The organism is Bifidobacterium sp. WCA-178-WT-4B (assembly GCF_009696495.1).
In the GTDB taxonomy this organism is placed as follows: domain Bacteria; phylum Actinomycetota; class Actinomycetes; order Actinomycetales; family Bifidobacteriaceae; genus Bifidobacterium; species Bifidobacterium infantis.
Genome location: NZ_VULV01000010.1, coordinates 53718 through 66823 on the forward strand (window position 1 = coordinate 53718; position 13106 = coordinate 66823).

General features: G+C 61.0%; 11 protein-coding genes and 1 pseudogene. 7 read left to right on the top strand and 5 right to left on the bottom strand.

What is annotated here, in order from left to right; genetic code table 11:
• Positions 1-82 precede the first annotated feature (82 nt).
• The 7 genes from FYJ31_RS08130 (at position 83) to valS (ending at position 8316) form a co-directional block, all read left to right on the top strand.
• Positions 83-577: an inorganic diphosphatase gene (locus FYJ31_RS08130; protein WP_003828172.1), complete on the top strand. Its 495-nt coding sequence runs from the start codon at positions 83-85 to the stop codon at positions 575-577.
• Positions 578-749: 172 nt separating this feature from the next.
• On the top strand, positions 750-1328 hold the full coding sequence (locus tag FYJ31_RS08135) for a manganese efflux pump MntP (RefSeq protein WP_012576717.1): 579 nt from the start codon (positions 750-752) through the stop codon (positions 1326-1328).
• A 109-nt stretch (positions 1329-1437) separates the two neighbouring features.
• On the top strand, positions 1438-2142 hold the full coding sequence (locus FYJ31_RS08140; RefSeq protein ID WP_136500944.1) for a hypothetical protein: 705 nt from the start codon (positions 1438-1440) through the stop codon (positions 2140-2142).
• 179 nt (positions 2143-2321) lie between these two features.
• Entirely contained in the window at positions 2322-3104 is a 783-nt protein-coding gene (locus FYJ31_RS08145; RefSeq protein WP_014484537.1) for a winged helix-turn-helix transcriptional regulator, read from the top strand.
• 58 nt (positions 3105-3162) lie between these two features.
• Complete coding sequence (gene nth, locus FYJ31_RS08150) at positions 3163-3849, top strand: endonuclease III (RefSeq protein WP_032744556.1); 687 nt, start codon at positions 3163-3165, stop codon at positions 3847-3849.
• A 61-nt stretch (positions 3850-3910) separates the two neighbouring features.
• Positions 3911-5437, top strand: a complete 1527-nt coding sequence (locus FYJ31_RS08155) for an ABC transporter substrate-binding protein (RefSeq protein ID WP_154536445.1) — start codon at positions 3911-3913, stop codon at positions 5435-5437.
• A gap of 143 nt (positions 5438-5580) precedes the next feature.
• Entirely contained in the window at positions 5581-8316 is a 2736-nt protein-coding gene (gene valS, locus FYJ31_RS08160) for a valine--tRNA ligase (RefSeq protein ID WP_195839480.1), read from the top strand.
• Positions 8317-8673: 357 nt separating this feature from the next.
• Here the strand turns inward: valS and FYJ31_RS08165 are convergent, their stop codons facing one another.
• The 5 genes and pseudogenes from FYJ31_RS08165 to FYJ31_RS08185 form a co-directional block, all read right to left on the bottom strand.
• On the bottom strand, positions 8674-10716 hold the full coding sequence (locus FYJ31_RS08165) for a hypothetical protein (protein WP_154536447.1): 2043 nt from the start codon (positions 10714-10716) through the stop codon (positions 8674-8676).
• A 121-nt stretch (positions 10717-10837) separates the two neighbouring features.
• Positions 10838-11227, bottom strand: coding sequence for a chorismate mutase (locus tag FYJ31_RS08170; RefSeq protein ID WP_143723786.1), 390 nt, complete (start codon positions 11225-11227; stop codon positions 10838-10840).
• Positions 11228-11304: 77 nt separating this feature from the next.
• Positions 11305-11595 (bottom strand): annotated as a pseudogene (locus FYJ31_RS08175) (transposase); the annotation flags it as partial.
• A complete protein-coding gene (locus FYJ31_RS08180) occupies positions 11594-12763 on the bottom strand; it encodes a tyrosine-type recombinase/integrase (RefSeq protein ID WP_229773975.1) in 1170 nt (389 codons plus the stop codon). The gene FYJ31_RS08180 and the pseudogene FYJ31_RS08175, both read right to left, overlap by 2 nt.
• Positions 12760-13056 (bottom strand): hypothetical protein, encoded by a 297-nt coding sequence (locus FYJ31_RS08185; RefSeq protein WP_229773977.1) that lies wholly within the window; start codon positions 13054-13056, stop codon positions 12760-12762. The genes FYJ31_RS08180 and FYJ31_RS08185 overlap by 4 nt, the downstream gene beginning before the upstream one ends.
• Positions 13057-13106: the final 50 nt, after the last annotated feature.

Here is a 13106-nt window from a genome sequence, read left to right on the forward strand (position 1 = left end):
AGTCCCGCACCTGTTTTGCAGGCGCAAACAGGGTATTGTGGTGAGACGATAACGTAACTGTCGATTTTCAAGGAGAACTGATATGGCAGAAACCTTCAACGTCGTTGTGGAAATTCCGCGCGGCTCCAAGAACAAGTACGAAGTCGATCACGAGACCGGTCGCGTCTTCCTGGACCGTACCCTGTTCACCGCAATGGGTTACCCGGATGACTACGGCTACATCGACGGCACCCTGGGCGAGGACGGCGATCCGCTGGACGCTCTCGTGATGATTCCGAACTCCGTGTTCCCGGGCTGCGTGGTCGAGTGCCGCGCCGTGGGCCTGTACCACATGGTCGACGAGGCCGGCGGCGACGACAAGGTGCTGTGCGTGCCCGCCGACGTTCGTTTCGATGACATCAAGGACATCGACGACGTCAACGAGTACCACAAGGCCGAAATCAAGCACTTCTTCGAACAGTACAAGGCTCTGGAGCCGGGCAAGGAAGTCCTGCCGGGCGACTACTGGACTGGTGCTGACGCCGCCGAAAAGGAAATCATCGCGGCACGCGAACGCCTCGCCAACGAAGGCAAGTGATTCGATTCCAATCGTCGGCGGGAGACCTCTCCGGAGGCCTCCCGCCTTTTTGATTCGACGTGCATCGCGTGATATAGTGCTGATGTATTTTTCAGCTAGGCGTAGGCGGCGTGTGGGAACGCTGGTCGAGGCCCATCGTCTGGAGTTCGGGCGATGAACCTTCCATCACATCATGATTGCGATAATCGTTCAGACCCTGCTCATTTCCGTCTCCGTCGCCATGGATGCGTTCGCCGTCTCCATCGGCAAGGGGCTCACCGTCTCCCGCGTAAGACCCGGGGATGCCGTCAGATCGGCGCTCTGGTTCGGCGGCTCCCAGGCCCTCTTCCTCATACTGGGGCATTACGCGGCCTCCGCATTCAGCGCGTATGTAACCGCATTCGATCATTGGATCATCTTCGGTTTGCTGGCGTTCATCGGCGGCAACATGGTGCATGAGGCATACGAGGAGGACGCGGAGAACGCCAAGGAGACCGCGCAATTCGACTGGAAGCACATGCTGCCGCTCGCCGTGGCGTGCAGCATCGACGCCTTCGCCGTAGGCGTGAGTCTGGCGTTCATGGCAACCAGCGTGCCGTTCGCCATCCTCTGCATCAGCGTGGTGACCGGCCTCTTCTCCGCGGCGGGCCTGTACATCGGGCGCGCCTTCGGCGCTCACTGGCAGAAACCCGCGCAGATCGCAGGCGGTGTGGTGTTGATTCTGATCGGCGTCAAAGTGCTGTTGGAGCATCTGGGCGTCATCGCGTTCTGACTTGCCGTCACGCATCTCGTCGCCACGGATGGCCATCAATGCTCGACGGCACCGTTCCAACGCCCGACGTAGGATTGACGTAGCGATTCGATTATCTGAGAGGCGTACCATGACAGAAATCACCTGGAAGGAATGCAAGAACAAGGTTCTGCGCATGCTGCTGGTCCAGCTGTCGGCCTACGCATTGCTCATCGCGGCCGCGGCCGTCACCCTGCCCGGCGCCGACCCCACCGCCCCCCGGGTCGTCGCCTGCCTGACGCTGGTCGTGTTCCTTGTCTTCTGGCCGTTGCGCGGCACGATGCTGGATCGCGTCGTCACCTTGCTGTTCGGCGCGGCCTCCCTGATGTTCGTCACCGTGCCATTCCCCGCCGGCAAGGTGCCGCCGGACCAGACCGCCGCGGATGGTTCGACGCTTCCGTGGTATTCGTGGGCGTTGGCCATGGGCCTACTGCTGGTCATGTTGGTGGTCTTCTCGTTCGGACGTCAGATGGCCCGCGAGAAGCGGGACCATCTCATCCGCGCCCTGTCCCACGCCGTGACTTCCGGTGTGGCGGCTCTCGCCGTGGCCGGCTGGTGCTTCCTGCCTGATTTGGGCGCAATGCTTGCCAAGGGCACCGTTGCGGGAACCGTTGCCCTGGCCGTTCTGATCGCTCTGGGATTGGCCCTCGCCGTGGCCTCGGCATTGTGGGTGCGTGACGCCGACCCGGATCCGGACATCGCCCATCCGTGGATCGGCACCGGATTGATGCCGGTGATGCTGATGGGCGTGACCATCGCCGCAACCGCACTGGTGCTCGGCCGTATCATCGGTTGATGGACGTCCGCCGTTCCATATTCCGCAAACTTGTAACCTATGTGTCCACTACAAGCGCGTAGAATAATGAAAACTTTGCGAAAGCGGCATAACGCCGCTGACGACTCATACGGCCACACCAAGCAATTGCGTAACACATTGCAGGATAAAGGGGGATTAGCGTGACGGATCTTACGTTGATGACTTTCGCCAGCGACCCCGCCACCGTTTTGCCATCACTCGCCCTGCTTTCTCATCGCGTCCGTGTACTGCCGATGGATGCAGCCAGCTTGGTGAAGATGCCGGAGAACACCATTCTGTTTCTGGATGCACGCGATGATCTGGCGACCGCCAAAACCTTGTGCCGCCTCATCCACGCTTCCGGCCTATCCACGCCGATCGTACTGGTGCTGACTGAAGGCGGCTTCACCGTGGTCAACTCCCAGTGGGGCATTGCGGATGTGGTGGTCACCACCGCTTCCCCGGCTGAAGTCGAGGGCCGATTGCGATTGGTCTCCGAGCGCGGCAACGCTCCCACAGCCGCAGCAGCCGGTTCTCCCGCCGAATCCACCACCACGGTGGAAGATGGCCAGATTCGCTCCGGCGACCTCATCGTGGACACCAACGGCTATACCGCCTCCCTGCATGGACGCCCCATCGATCTGGCATACAAGGAGTTCGAACTCCTCAAGTACTTGGTCCAGCACCCCGGCCGCGTGTTCACGCGAGCCCAGTTGCTGCAGGAAGTATGGGGCTACGACTACTACGGTGGCACTCGTACGGTCGACGTGCATATCCGTCGTCTGCGCGCCAAGCTCGGCGGCGAATACGAACACCTCATCGGCACCGTGCGCAACGTGGGCTACCGATTCGACCCGCCGGAGACGGATAAGGAAACTGCCGCCGCACAGCAGGCCGCCAAAGCATCCTCTGCCGCCATCGACATCGATGACGATACTCCCGATCTCAACACCGCCGCCTGACAGACCAGCAGCGCTGCAAACTATCAATCATCGACACTACGCCGCTTAGATCCATACGATGAGAGAAACCAAATCCGCGCGTCTCACGCGCATGCATGACGAATACGACATTCTGCGCCAGGTGATTCCGGCGCCAGCTTGCGCACTGCATTTCTCGAATCCGTTCGAACTGCTGATCGCCACCGTGCTCAGCGCCCAGACTACCGACAAGCGCGTCAACACGGTCACCCCCGAACTCTTCGCCACCTTCCCCACCGCTCGTGACTTGGCGGCCGCGAATCCGGCCCAAGTCGAAGACATCATTCATCCACTGGGGTTCTATCGTTCGAAAACCCAGCATCTCATCGGACTGGCCACGGCACTGGACGAACGGTTCGGCGGCGTGGTGCCGCGCACGATGGATGGACTGACCAGCTTGCCGGGGGTCGGCCGCAAAACCGCGAACGTCGTACTCGGCAACGCATTCGATATCCCCGGATTCCCGGTCGATACGCATGTGATGCGCGTAACCGGACGACTGCGTTGGCGGTCGGATTGGCGGTCCGCGCACCCTGATCCCGTGAAAATCGAGAAGGAAATCACCGCCTGTTTCCCGCCCGAAGAGTGGACGAATCTCAGCCACCGACTGATTCTGTTCGGCCGGGCCACATGCCATGCACGTACCCCTGACTGCGCCAACTGCCCGCTGTCCGACACCTGCCCTAGCTATGCGCCGCCCGCCGGCAAGAGCACGTCCAAGCACTAGCTCATGCCTCATCATGGTGAATTGCGGATTCTAGGCTGAGTCCACCGCTAGACTGAAGACCATGCAGCACAGCAAGCGGAACAATACATGGTCCAAGTGGGGGATTTTTCTCGGAGTCGCCGTGGCACTCGGCGCACTCGTGGTTGTGGGATGGACGTTCATGCAAAACCGGTTCCAGCCGGGATCGCCTCTCGATGCCGATGTGACCATTGGCATCGGCGATATGCCGCAATCCTTGGATATTCGGTCCGATTCCTCTGCGGCAGCCGAACGTCTGCTCATCGACAATGTGTATGAGACATTAGTGACCGTTGATCAAGACAACAAGCTTCAGCCGGGACTGGCGACAAGCTGGAAGACTTCCGATGACGGACTGACCGTCACCCTGACACTGCAATCGGGCGTCACCTTCTCGAACGGTCATACGTTGGACGCCTCGGACGCCGTGTGGTCGTTGCAACAGAACGTGACCAACAAGGTGGCGGACGTCGACGAATTGGGCGATCTGGCGTCGGTCACCAATCCGAACGCCACCACGGTGGTCATCACGCTTGCCAAACCCAATCCGACGCTGTTGCGAGCGCTGTCCGGCAGACTCGGCATTGTCTACGATTCCGAGTCGTCCAGTGCCGATTATCAACGCAAGGCCATAGGTTCCGGACCATTCATCGTGGCCGATTTCCAGCCTGGCCATTCCCTGAAACTGGCGCGCAGCGATACCTACCATGGCACCAAAACGGTCAGCCAGGCCATTGAATTTATGCAATACTCCGACGCCGATGCGCTCAGCAAGGCCCTGACCGACGGCAGTCTCGATATGGCGGCACCGGTTTCGGCTTCGACGGCCACCGGTTTGAACGGCAAGGATGGCCTGACCGTCAAGGAGGGGGCCACTACGGATAAGGTGCTGCTGGCCTACAACAACGGTACCGATTCGCTGCTCTCCGACGAACAGGCGCGTAAAGCCTTCCGCTATCAAATCGACGCAGCCGGCATCGCCTCCGCCCAACCCGACGCAGCCGGAACATTGGGCGGCCCCATCAGCCCGCTGGAACCCGGATACGAAGATCTGACCGGACTGTACCCGCATGACGAAAACCAAGCCGGGCAGATGTTCTCCTACTTCGGCGCGCAATATCTGACTACGGTGAATCTGGTGGTTCCCGAAGAATACCGGTCGTTGGCCGAAACCATCAAGCAGCAGATCGAGCGGCAGCCGCGCCCCACGGTGAACCTTGAAGTGCTCTCCGATGAGGATTATGCCAAACGAATCAAGGACGGCAAATGGGAACTGACCGTGATGAGCATGGACGGCACGGATGATGCCGGCATATTCGCCGACCCTGATTCCATGTTCCATTACGACCATACCGAAGCGCAACAGGCCTATGCGGATGCTCGCGCCGCCACTAATGACGCCGATTATGAGGCACGAATGAAGGCGTACGCCCGGCTGATCAGCGAGGATGCGGCCAGTGATTGGCTGTATACCCGCAAATGCTTCACTGTGGCGTCCACCAAGGTCTCCGGCTACCCGACCTCGATGATCAATCGCCGCATGCCGCTGGCCGGGTTGACGGTGAAATAGGCAACCTTCAGTCACGGACGGACTACGCCCGATAGTCCTTGGCTCACTATCGTTCGATCGTTCGTACCTCGCCTGCGAACAGCCTACTGGGCTGTTTACTGTACAGTTCGGCTTGTCATGCAACGTGCATAAACTTTGGCTTTATGACTGAAGGCAAATCCATCATCAACGCCAACCTCACCCCGCTGCCCGACAAGGTCGGTGTGGACGGACTTGAGGACAAGTGGCGCGCCGTCTGGGATGAAGACGGCACCTACAAATTCCGCAATACCCGCGACCGCAAGGCCGTCTACTCCATCGACACCCCGCCGCCCACCGTCTCCGGTTCGCTGCACGTGGGCCACGTGTTCTCCTACACGCACACCGACGTGATCGCACGCTACAAGCGCATGCGCGGCTACGACGTGTTCTACCCGATGGGCTGGGACGACAACGGCCTGCCCACCGAACGCCGCGTGCAGAACTACTATGGCGTGCGCGTGGACGTGTCCCTGCCCTACGACCCCGACTTCAAGCCGCCGTTCGAAGGCACCGACGGCAAAAAGATCGACGCCAAGGATCAGGTGCCGATTTCCCGCAAGAACTTCATCGAGCTGTGCGAGCGTCTGACTGCTCAGGATGAGAAGCTGTTTGAGGCCCTGTGGCGCAAGCTGGGTCTGTCCATTGACTGGTCGCAGACCTACCACACCATCGGCCAGCATCCGCAGCGCGTGGCCCAGAAGGCCTTCCTGCGCAACCTCGCCCGCGGCGAAGCCTACCAGCAGGACGCCCCCGGCCTGTGGGACGTGACCTTCCAGACCGCCGTGGCCCAGGCCGAACTCGAGTCCCGCGAATACCCCGGCTTCTATCACAAGGTGGCGTTCCGCTTCGAGGACGGCACCCCGATCTACATCGAGACCACCCGCCCCGAACTGCTGGCGGCCTGCACCTCGCTGATCGCCAACCCGAACGACGAACGCTACAAGCAGTACTTCGGCCAGTACGTCTACTCCCCTCTGTTCAAGGTCAAGGTGCCGATTCTGGCGCACCCGGCCGCCGAAATGGACAAGGGTGCCGGTATCGCCATGTGCTGTACGTTCGGTGATGTGACCGACGTCGAGTGGTGGCGCGACCTGAAGCTGCCCACCCGCCCGATCATCCAGCGCAACGGCCGTATCGTGATGGATACCCCGGACTGGATCGAGGACCCGGCCGGCCGCGAGGTCTTTGCCGAAACCGCTGGCAAGACCACGTTCTCCGCCCGCAAGATCATCGTCGACAAGCTGCGCGAGTCCGGAGATCTGGACGGCGAGCCGACCCCGACCAAGCGTATGACGAACTTCTACGAGAAGGGCGACAAGCCGCTCGAGATCGTCACCTCCCGCCAGTGGTATTTGAAGAACGGCGGTACCGACGCCAAGCTGAACGCCGAGCTTATCGAGCGTGGCAAGGAACTCGAGTTCCACCCCGACTTCATGCGCGTGCGTTATGAGAACTGGGTGCACGGCCTGAACGGCGACTGGCTGATCTCCCGTCAGCGCTTCTTCGGCGTCCCGTTCCCGCTGTGGTACCCGGTGAACGCTTCCGGCGAGCCGGATTACGATCACCCGATCACTCCGTCCGAGAATCGTCTGCCGATCGATCCGACCATCGACGTGCCGGAGGGCTACGACGAGTCCCAGCGTGATGTGCCCGGTGGTTTCACCGCCGAAAAGGACATCATGGACACCTGGGCCACCTCTTCGCTGACCCCGCAGATCGTGACCCACTGGGCCGAGCCGGACGAGGCCTCCAAGGCCCTGTTCGCTTCCACCTTCCCGATGGACCTGCGCCCGCAGGGTCAGGACATCATCCGCACCTGGCTGTTCTCGACCGTCGATCGCGCGCATCTGGAGAACAAGTGCCTGCCGTGGGCCCATGCCACGCTGTCCGGCTGGATTCTGGACCCCGACCACAAGAAGATGTCGAAGTCCAAGGGCAACGTCGTGGTGCCGAACGAGCCGATCGAGAAGTTCGGCGCGGACGCCGTGCGTTACTGGGCCGCCGCCGCTCGCCTCGGCCTGGACGCCACGTACGACATCGGCCAGATGAAGATCGGCCGTCGACTGGCCATCAAGCTGCTGAACGCCACCAAGTTCGCGCTGGCCATCGGCCGCGAGAACGAGAACCATCACGTGGGCGCTGCCGCCCAGGCCGCATGGAACCCGGCCGACGTGACCGAACCGCTGGATCGCGCCGCTATGGCCAAGCTGGCTTTGGTGGTGCGTCAGGCCACCGAGGCGCTGGAATCCTACGAGCATTCCAAGGCGCTGGAAGTCATCGAGTCCTACTTCTGGCAGTTCTGCGACGACTACATCGAGCTGGTCAAGAACCGCGCCTATGGCACTCCGGACGAGCACGGCAATGTGCCGTCCGAGAAGGCTGTGAAGTCCGCCCGCACCGCTCTGGGTCTGGGCCTGGACGCTTTCGCACGTCTGCTGGCCCCGTACCTGCCGTACGCCACCGAGGAAGTGTGGAGCTGGATGCACGCCGGTTCCGGTTCCGTGCATCGCGCCGCCTGGCCGGTCGTGGACCCGTATGTCGAGGCCGCCACCGGTGCTTCCCCCGAGCTGCTGACTTGGGCGGGCAAGGCCGTCGAGCAGTTGCGCAAGATCAAGTCCGAGGCCAAGGTCTCCATGAAGACCCCGATCCTGTCCGTGGCGCTGTCCGCTGCTTCGGAAGGTGTGGACGCGATTCACGCCGCCTTGGGCGATATCGCGCAGGCCGGTCGCGTGGTCGGCAAGTTCGACTTGGTGGCCAAGCACGCCGAGGAATCCGCCGCCGAAGACGCGCCCGAAACCGAGGTCGCCGTCGAAGCCAGCGAGCTCGGTGAGCCGCCAGCCAAGAAGCCAAAGCACTGAGCGTTGCGCGCAGCAGCAAAAGAGGGGAACCTCCTATTGAGGTCCCCCTCTTTTGTTTTTTGACGTTCGGATGACACGACTGTGGGACGGCACGCAAATATCCCGCATTGTAAGCTGGTGGCCCACAATAGCGTGGGCCACCACGCGTGTCAAACGTTTTATATACGCGGTGTCCCACAGACCAAATCAACAAATCCTTGGAATTTAGCCATTCTTCAAACTATAGTTAGCTCTGACTTACAAGAGGGTGTGGGACGCCGCATCGAAAAAGCCAGTTTTTGACGCGGCGTCCCACACCGATAACGCACTTTACGTGTATTGGGCACCTGTCACATGCGGATTTTCCCGCATACACCATCACACCGTCGGAATCACGATGAGATATCGGGTTTCGGCGGTTTTCTGTTGCGTATTGGGGCTGTCGAGCTGCGCGACGGCCTGCGCCAAGAGCGTGCCAGCATCACTGATTTTCACGGTCTCATTAATCAGCGCGTTCATATCGTGCTTGAGCAGCGTGCCGCCAGTGCCAAAGCCGAACAGTACTGGAGCGGTGTCAAGATTGTTGCCGGAATCGCCAGTATCGCTCGACTTGGCTGAGTCGTTCGTTCCCGAACCATCGCTCTTGGACGAGTCGGACTTATCACCACCACCGATGGCCGAAGTAAGACCACCCGCATAGTTCATCACATCGCCAGCAGACATGGACATGGTGTCATCGACCAGTGAGGCCTTGGAATGCTGCGACTGCTGCTGTTGCACGGCTTTGGCCTGCTTACGGGCGGCATCGGCCTTACGCTTGGCTTGGGCGGCCCGGGTCTTACCGTAGAACGATTGCGATTGCGAATCGACCAGGCTAGTCAGTGCCTGAGCCTCGGTCACCGGACCGGAAGAGACATCACCGGACGAGCCATCACCATCACTGCCGGAAGCCGAGGACGCGCCGCCTTCGAACTGATCGGAGAATCGCAATACAATCTGGCGCAAGGCCGTGGCTTTACCCGTATGCTCGGAGGCGGTGGCAAGCGTGCTCATCGCGGCATCGACCTTGGATTGAGCGTCGGCGAGTTCATCGCTACCGTTGGTTTCGGCGATGGCTTGGCTCTCGTAAGCGGTGGCGCCCGAGGACGTGCCGCCGGTCAGGGCGCTCAAATTGGCCGTGTAAACGTCCGTGTATTTCATCGAATACGGAATCATTGCGGCGGAGAGCTGGCTCTGGCCATCGGCGTATTGCTTGGAGCCTTGAGTGGCTTCCTCCGAAGCCTCGGCGATCAGATCATCCACCAGTCCGGTGGTGCCTTGCTGCTGGATGCGGCGAATCACCTCGTCCAACGCATCGACCGCACCGGCATGCTGATGTGCGGCACTGACGTTGTTCACCGCGTTGGCCAAGTCGAGTACGGCTTGAGCCAAAGGCGTGTCCCCGGACAGTTCGCCGGTCGTGCCCATCAACGCCGGCAACTGGGTGGAGGTGCCAATCGATCCAGACAGGTGCGTGGTATATGAGCCCACATACGCGGCCATATAGTCTTCAAACGTCCGCTTATGGGCGGTTTCGCGTTCGGCCACTACAGACTTGTTCAGCGCACGTTCGTTATCGCGCAGGGTTTGAAGCTGCTCGATGAGCTGTTGCTGTTCACCAGAACCGGCGTCGGTCAGTGAATCGACCAGTGTGGCGGCAGAGGCGGTGAGTTGGGCGACATCCGTATCGGCAGCAGGCTGTGCGGCAGCATTCGCGGCATCGGGATTAGCACCAACTGCCGGACTGCTGGAATTGGAAGGCAATACGGCGAGCGCCACGGAACTCATGGAGAAGTCTTTGGCGTTCATATAGCAGCTGAATTCCAAGCCGGTTGCGGCTTTTCCAGCTGCGGCGACTACGGTATTGGAACCTTGCGTGGTTACCGTAATGGAGTTGTCAGCGGAAACATCATCGGCTACCTGCGTAGGCACGGTAAAGGCGACAACCGGGATCGTACGGTTGGCCTCCTTGGTTTGCGGCTTAATATCGATATACACGCCGATCAGTCCAGATGCGCCGGCAACCTCGTTTGCCTCGACGTTTGGACCGTCAAGCGAGTAGGTGACGCTGACTTTCCATGGCAGGGTGGCGGCGGAAGCGGGGATACGAGAAACCTTGGACGTGCCGGAATCACTATTGGCGGAATCGGTATCAGTGGAACCGCTATTGCCGGAATCGGCACTGGCGCCATTGCCGGCGCCGCCCTTCCCTACCACATACCAACGGACCGGCTCCCCTTCGGCATCGGCGACGGCGTACATATCACTTGCCGTAGCGAGCACCGGACCGTAATCAACCGGAGTCGGACGAGACATCCAAGCACCGCCGAGAATCGAAGCCACGCACAATGCGCAACTGACCAGTGCGGTGCCACATCTCATCTACGTATCCCATTCATACAGTCGGCCACTATGGGCATTCCATTCCCGTATTAATGTAGTCGCTGCAGGCAACTTGCCCTATAGACGAATATCCGAAAGGTGCCCATTCGCTGCGGGCGAATCAGGCGAATACGTCGAGTACGCCCGGGTCGCCACCGGCATCGGCTATGCGCTGGTGGCGTTTCTTGGCTTCGGTAACCACGAATTCACGGTACATTTCGGCAATTTCCGGATCAAGCCCGGCATCGATGGCGATGCGGTGGAGGCGCTCGATCTGATAGTCCTCACGCTTGGTGTCTTCGGGCGCGAATCCGGCGTTGGCTTTGAGCACGCCGACCTGCGAGGTGGCCTTGAACCGCTCGGCCAGTAATGCGATGGCCGCCGAATCGATGTTATCGATGGTTTGGCGCAGCGCTTTGATGCGCGCCACCGCCTGCGCGGTTTCCGGGTGGGCCGCCGCCTGGGCGGAGTCGATGGTGGTCCTTTGCCAGTCGCTGCTCGTTTCGCTCATGATATCGAGAATACTCCCGTTCGAGTCCTTGTGCGATACTCGACGTTTGTTGGACGTTGTATATCAGGATACAGGGTTTAAGCTGTGAGGGACATGTTCCGGAATTCCTCCGGAGTGTGTCCCTCGAGTCGTATCTGGCGTCGTTTGGTGTTCCAGTGCACGATGTACGCGTCGAGCTCGGCCTTGAATTGCTCGTACGAGTCGAACTCCCGTCCCCTGTAGAACTCGTCCTTCAAGTGGCCGAACACCCGTTCGGTGGCGGCGTTGTCCAGGCAGTTGCCCTTGCGGCTCATCGACTGGCGGATGTTCAGTCGTTCGAGTTCCTCGCGCCACCATGGGTGCTGGTACTGCCATCCCATGTCGCTGTTAAACCGATATCGGTTTAACAGCGATTAAGCCGGGTTTGTTGTTAAGCCGGGAAACGGTTCGGGATTGTGGTGGGAGTGCCGCATTCCGTGTTGTTTCCCGGTTTAACGTTTTCTGGCTATTTGAGGGTGCGGAGCTGTCGGAGCCGTTGTTCGCTGAGCCATGTCTCCTTGGCGGGTCGGGGCCGGGGTCGGCCGCGTCGACGGCCTTGCGCATCATGTCGAGGGTCGCGAACGCGTAGAACGCGCTGGTGGTGCTCATGCTTTCGTGGCCGAGCAGTTGCATGACGGTCGGCAGTGGCACGCCCTGTTGGTAGAGGTCCATGGCACGGGTCCGTCGTATCAGGCGGCAGTGGATACGTCCGGGCATGGAGGGGCACGTCCCGCGTGCCTTTGACGCCGCGGTTTTGAGGATCTCGTCGATCCGGTCCACGGAGAGCGGGCGGATGGTGCCGTTCCTCGTCGAGTGGAACAACGGTCTGGCTCCGTCGCTCCCGTCCGTGTCGGGATGGAATTCGTCGAGGTAGGACGTCAGGTGACGTCGCGTCCTTTCTCCCATGGGCACGATCCGTGTCTTGCCGCGTTTGCCTGTGATCGTGATCCTGGCCGGCTCGTCCATCCTCACGTCCTCGAGTGTCAGGGCGGCGAGTTCGCCGATCCTGGCGGCGGTGTCGTACATGAGGATCGGGAGCATGCGGTTCCTGCGCGATTTGGCGTCGCCGGTGTCCCACGCGGCCAGCAAGGCCTTGGTGTGTTCCTCCTCGAGGTGGTCGACGGGTTTTCGCGCGGGTGGTTTGACGCGTATGGCGGCCGCGTCGTTGGCCAATGCGGTCAACGTCGGATGCTCGAGGCTCGCGTGGCCGAGGAATGCGCGCATCGTCGTCATCCTCAGCATGATGGTGCGGTCCGAGTATCCGCGTCCGGCCCGCATCCATTCGACCCACCGGCCCAGGCGCGCCCGGTCGAAATGCCCGAAACCGATGTGGCTGCGCTGCGTGCCTTCCGTGGTCTCGAGCCATCGGACGTAGGATTCCAGGCCGATGCGGTACGCCTCGACGGTCTTCGGCGAGCTGCCCCGCACCTTGGGCAGCCAGTGGTGCAGCCAGTCGCGCGCGACACGCCAGAAATCCGGTTCACCGGAGCTGGCGGCCGTTTTCCTTGCCTTGCTCATGGTTCCTCCGTTTCCGGGACCACGCGTTCGGCGTCGGCGACGAGGTCCGCGTATCCGTCCATGAAATCGGGGCTGGCGTGCACGTAGTAGAGGGTGCTGTCGATGCCGGCGTGTCCCATGTAGGCCGCCAGATAGGGCAGCATCGCCATCACGTCCATGCCGTCGCGAGCCCATCGCTCGATGTTCGCGAACGCGAGCCGATGCCGGAAATCATAGGGTCTGGGCCGTTTGCCGGCTTTCGGCCACGCAAGCCCGGCCTGCGTCCAGACGCGGCAGAACACCACGCCGGGCATGCTCGGGCAGACCGGGCTGCCGGTGGAGGCGACGAAAAACGCCGGCCGGT

Excerpts from the sequence above, each read along its gene's own strand:
- valS (WP_195839480.1), top strand. The coding sequence starts at position 5,581 with ATGACTGAAGGCAAATCCATCATCAACGCCAACCTCACCCCGCTGCCC.
- FYJ31_RS08145 (WP_014484537.1), top strand. The coding sequence starts at position 2,322 with ATGACTTTCGCCAGCGACCCCGCCACCGTTTTGCCATCACTCGCCCTG.
- FYJ31_RS08170 (WP_143723786.1), bottom strand. The coding sequence starts at position 11,227 with ATGAGCGAAACGAGCAGCGACTGGCAAAGGACCACCATCGACTCCGCC.
- FYJ31_RS08155 (WP_154536445.1), top strand. The coding sequence starts at position 3,911 with ATGCAGCACAGCAAGCGGAACAATACATGGTCCAAGTGGGGGATTTTT.
- FYJ31_RS08140 (WP_136500944.1), top strand. The coding sequence starts at position 1,438 with ATGACAGAAATCACCTGGAAGGAATGCAAGAACAAGGTTCTGCGCATG.
- FYJ31_RS08135 (WP_012576717.1), top strand. The coding sequence starts at position 750 with ATGATTGCGATAATCGTTCAGACCCTGCTCATTTCCGTCTCCGTCGCC.
- FYJ31_RS08130 (WP_003828172.1), top strand. The coding sequence starts at position 83 with ATGGCAGAAACCTTCAACGTCGTTGTGGAAATTCCGCGCGGCTCCAAG.
- FYJ31_RS08185 (WP_229773977.1), bottom strand. The coding sequence starts at position 13,056 with ATGCCCGGCGTGGTGTTCTGCCGCGTCTGGACGCAGGCCGGGCTTGCG.
- FYJ31_RS08180 (WP_229773975.1), bottom strand. The coding sequence starts at position 12,763 with ATGAGCAAGGCAAGGAAAACGGCCGCCAGCTCCGGTGAACCGGATTTC.
- FYJ31_RS08165 (WP_154536447.1), bottom strand. The coding sequence starts at position 10,716 with ATGAGATGTGGCACCGCACTGGTCAGTTGCGCATTGTGCGTGGCTTCG.
- nth (WP_032744556.1), top strand. The coding sequence starts at position 3,163 with ATGAGAGAAACCAAATCCGCGCGTCTCACGCGCATGCATGACGAATAC.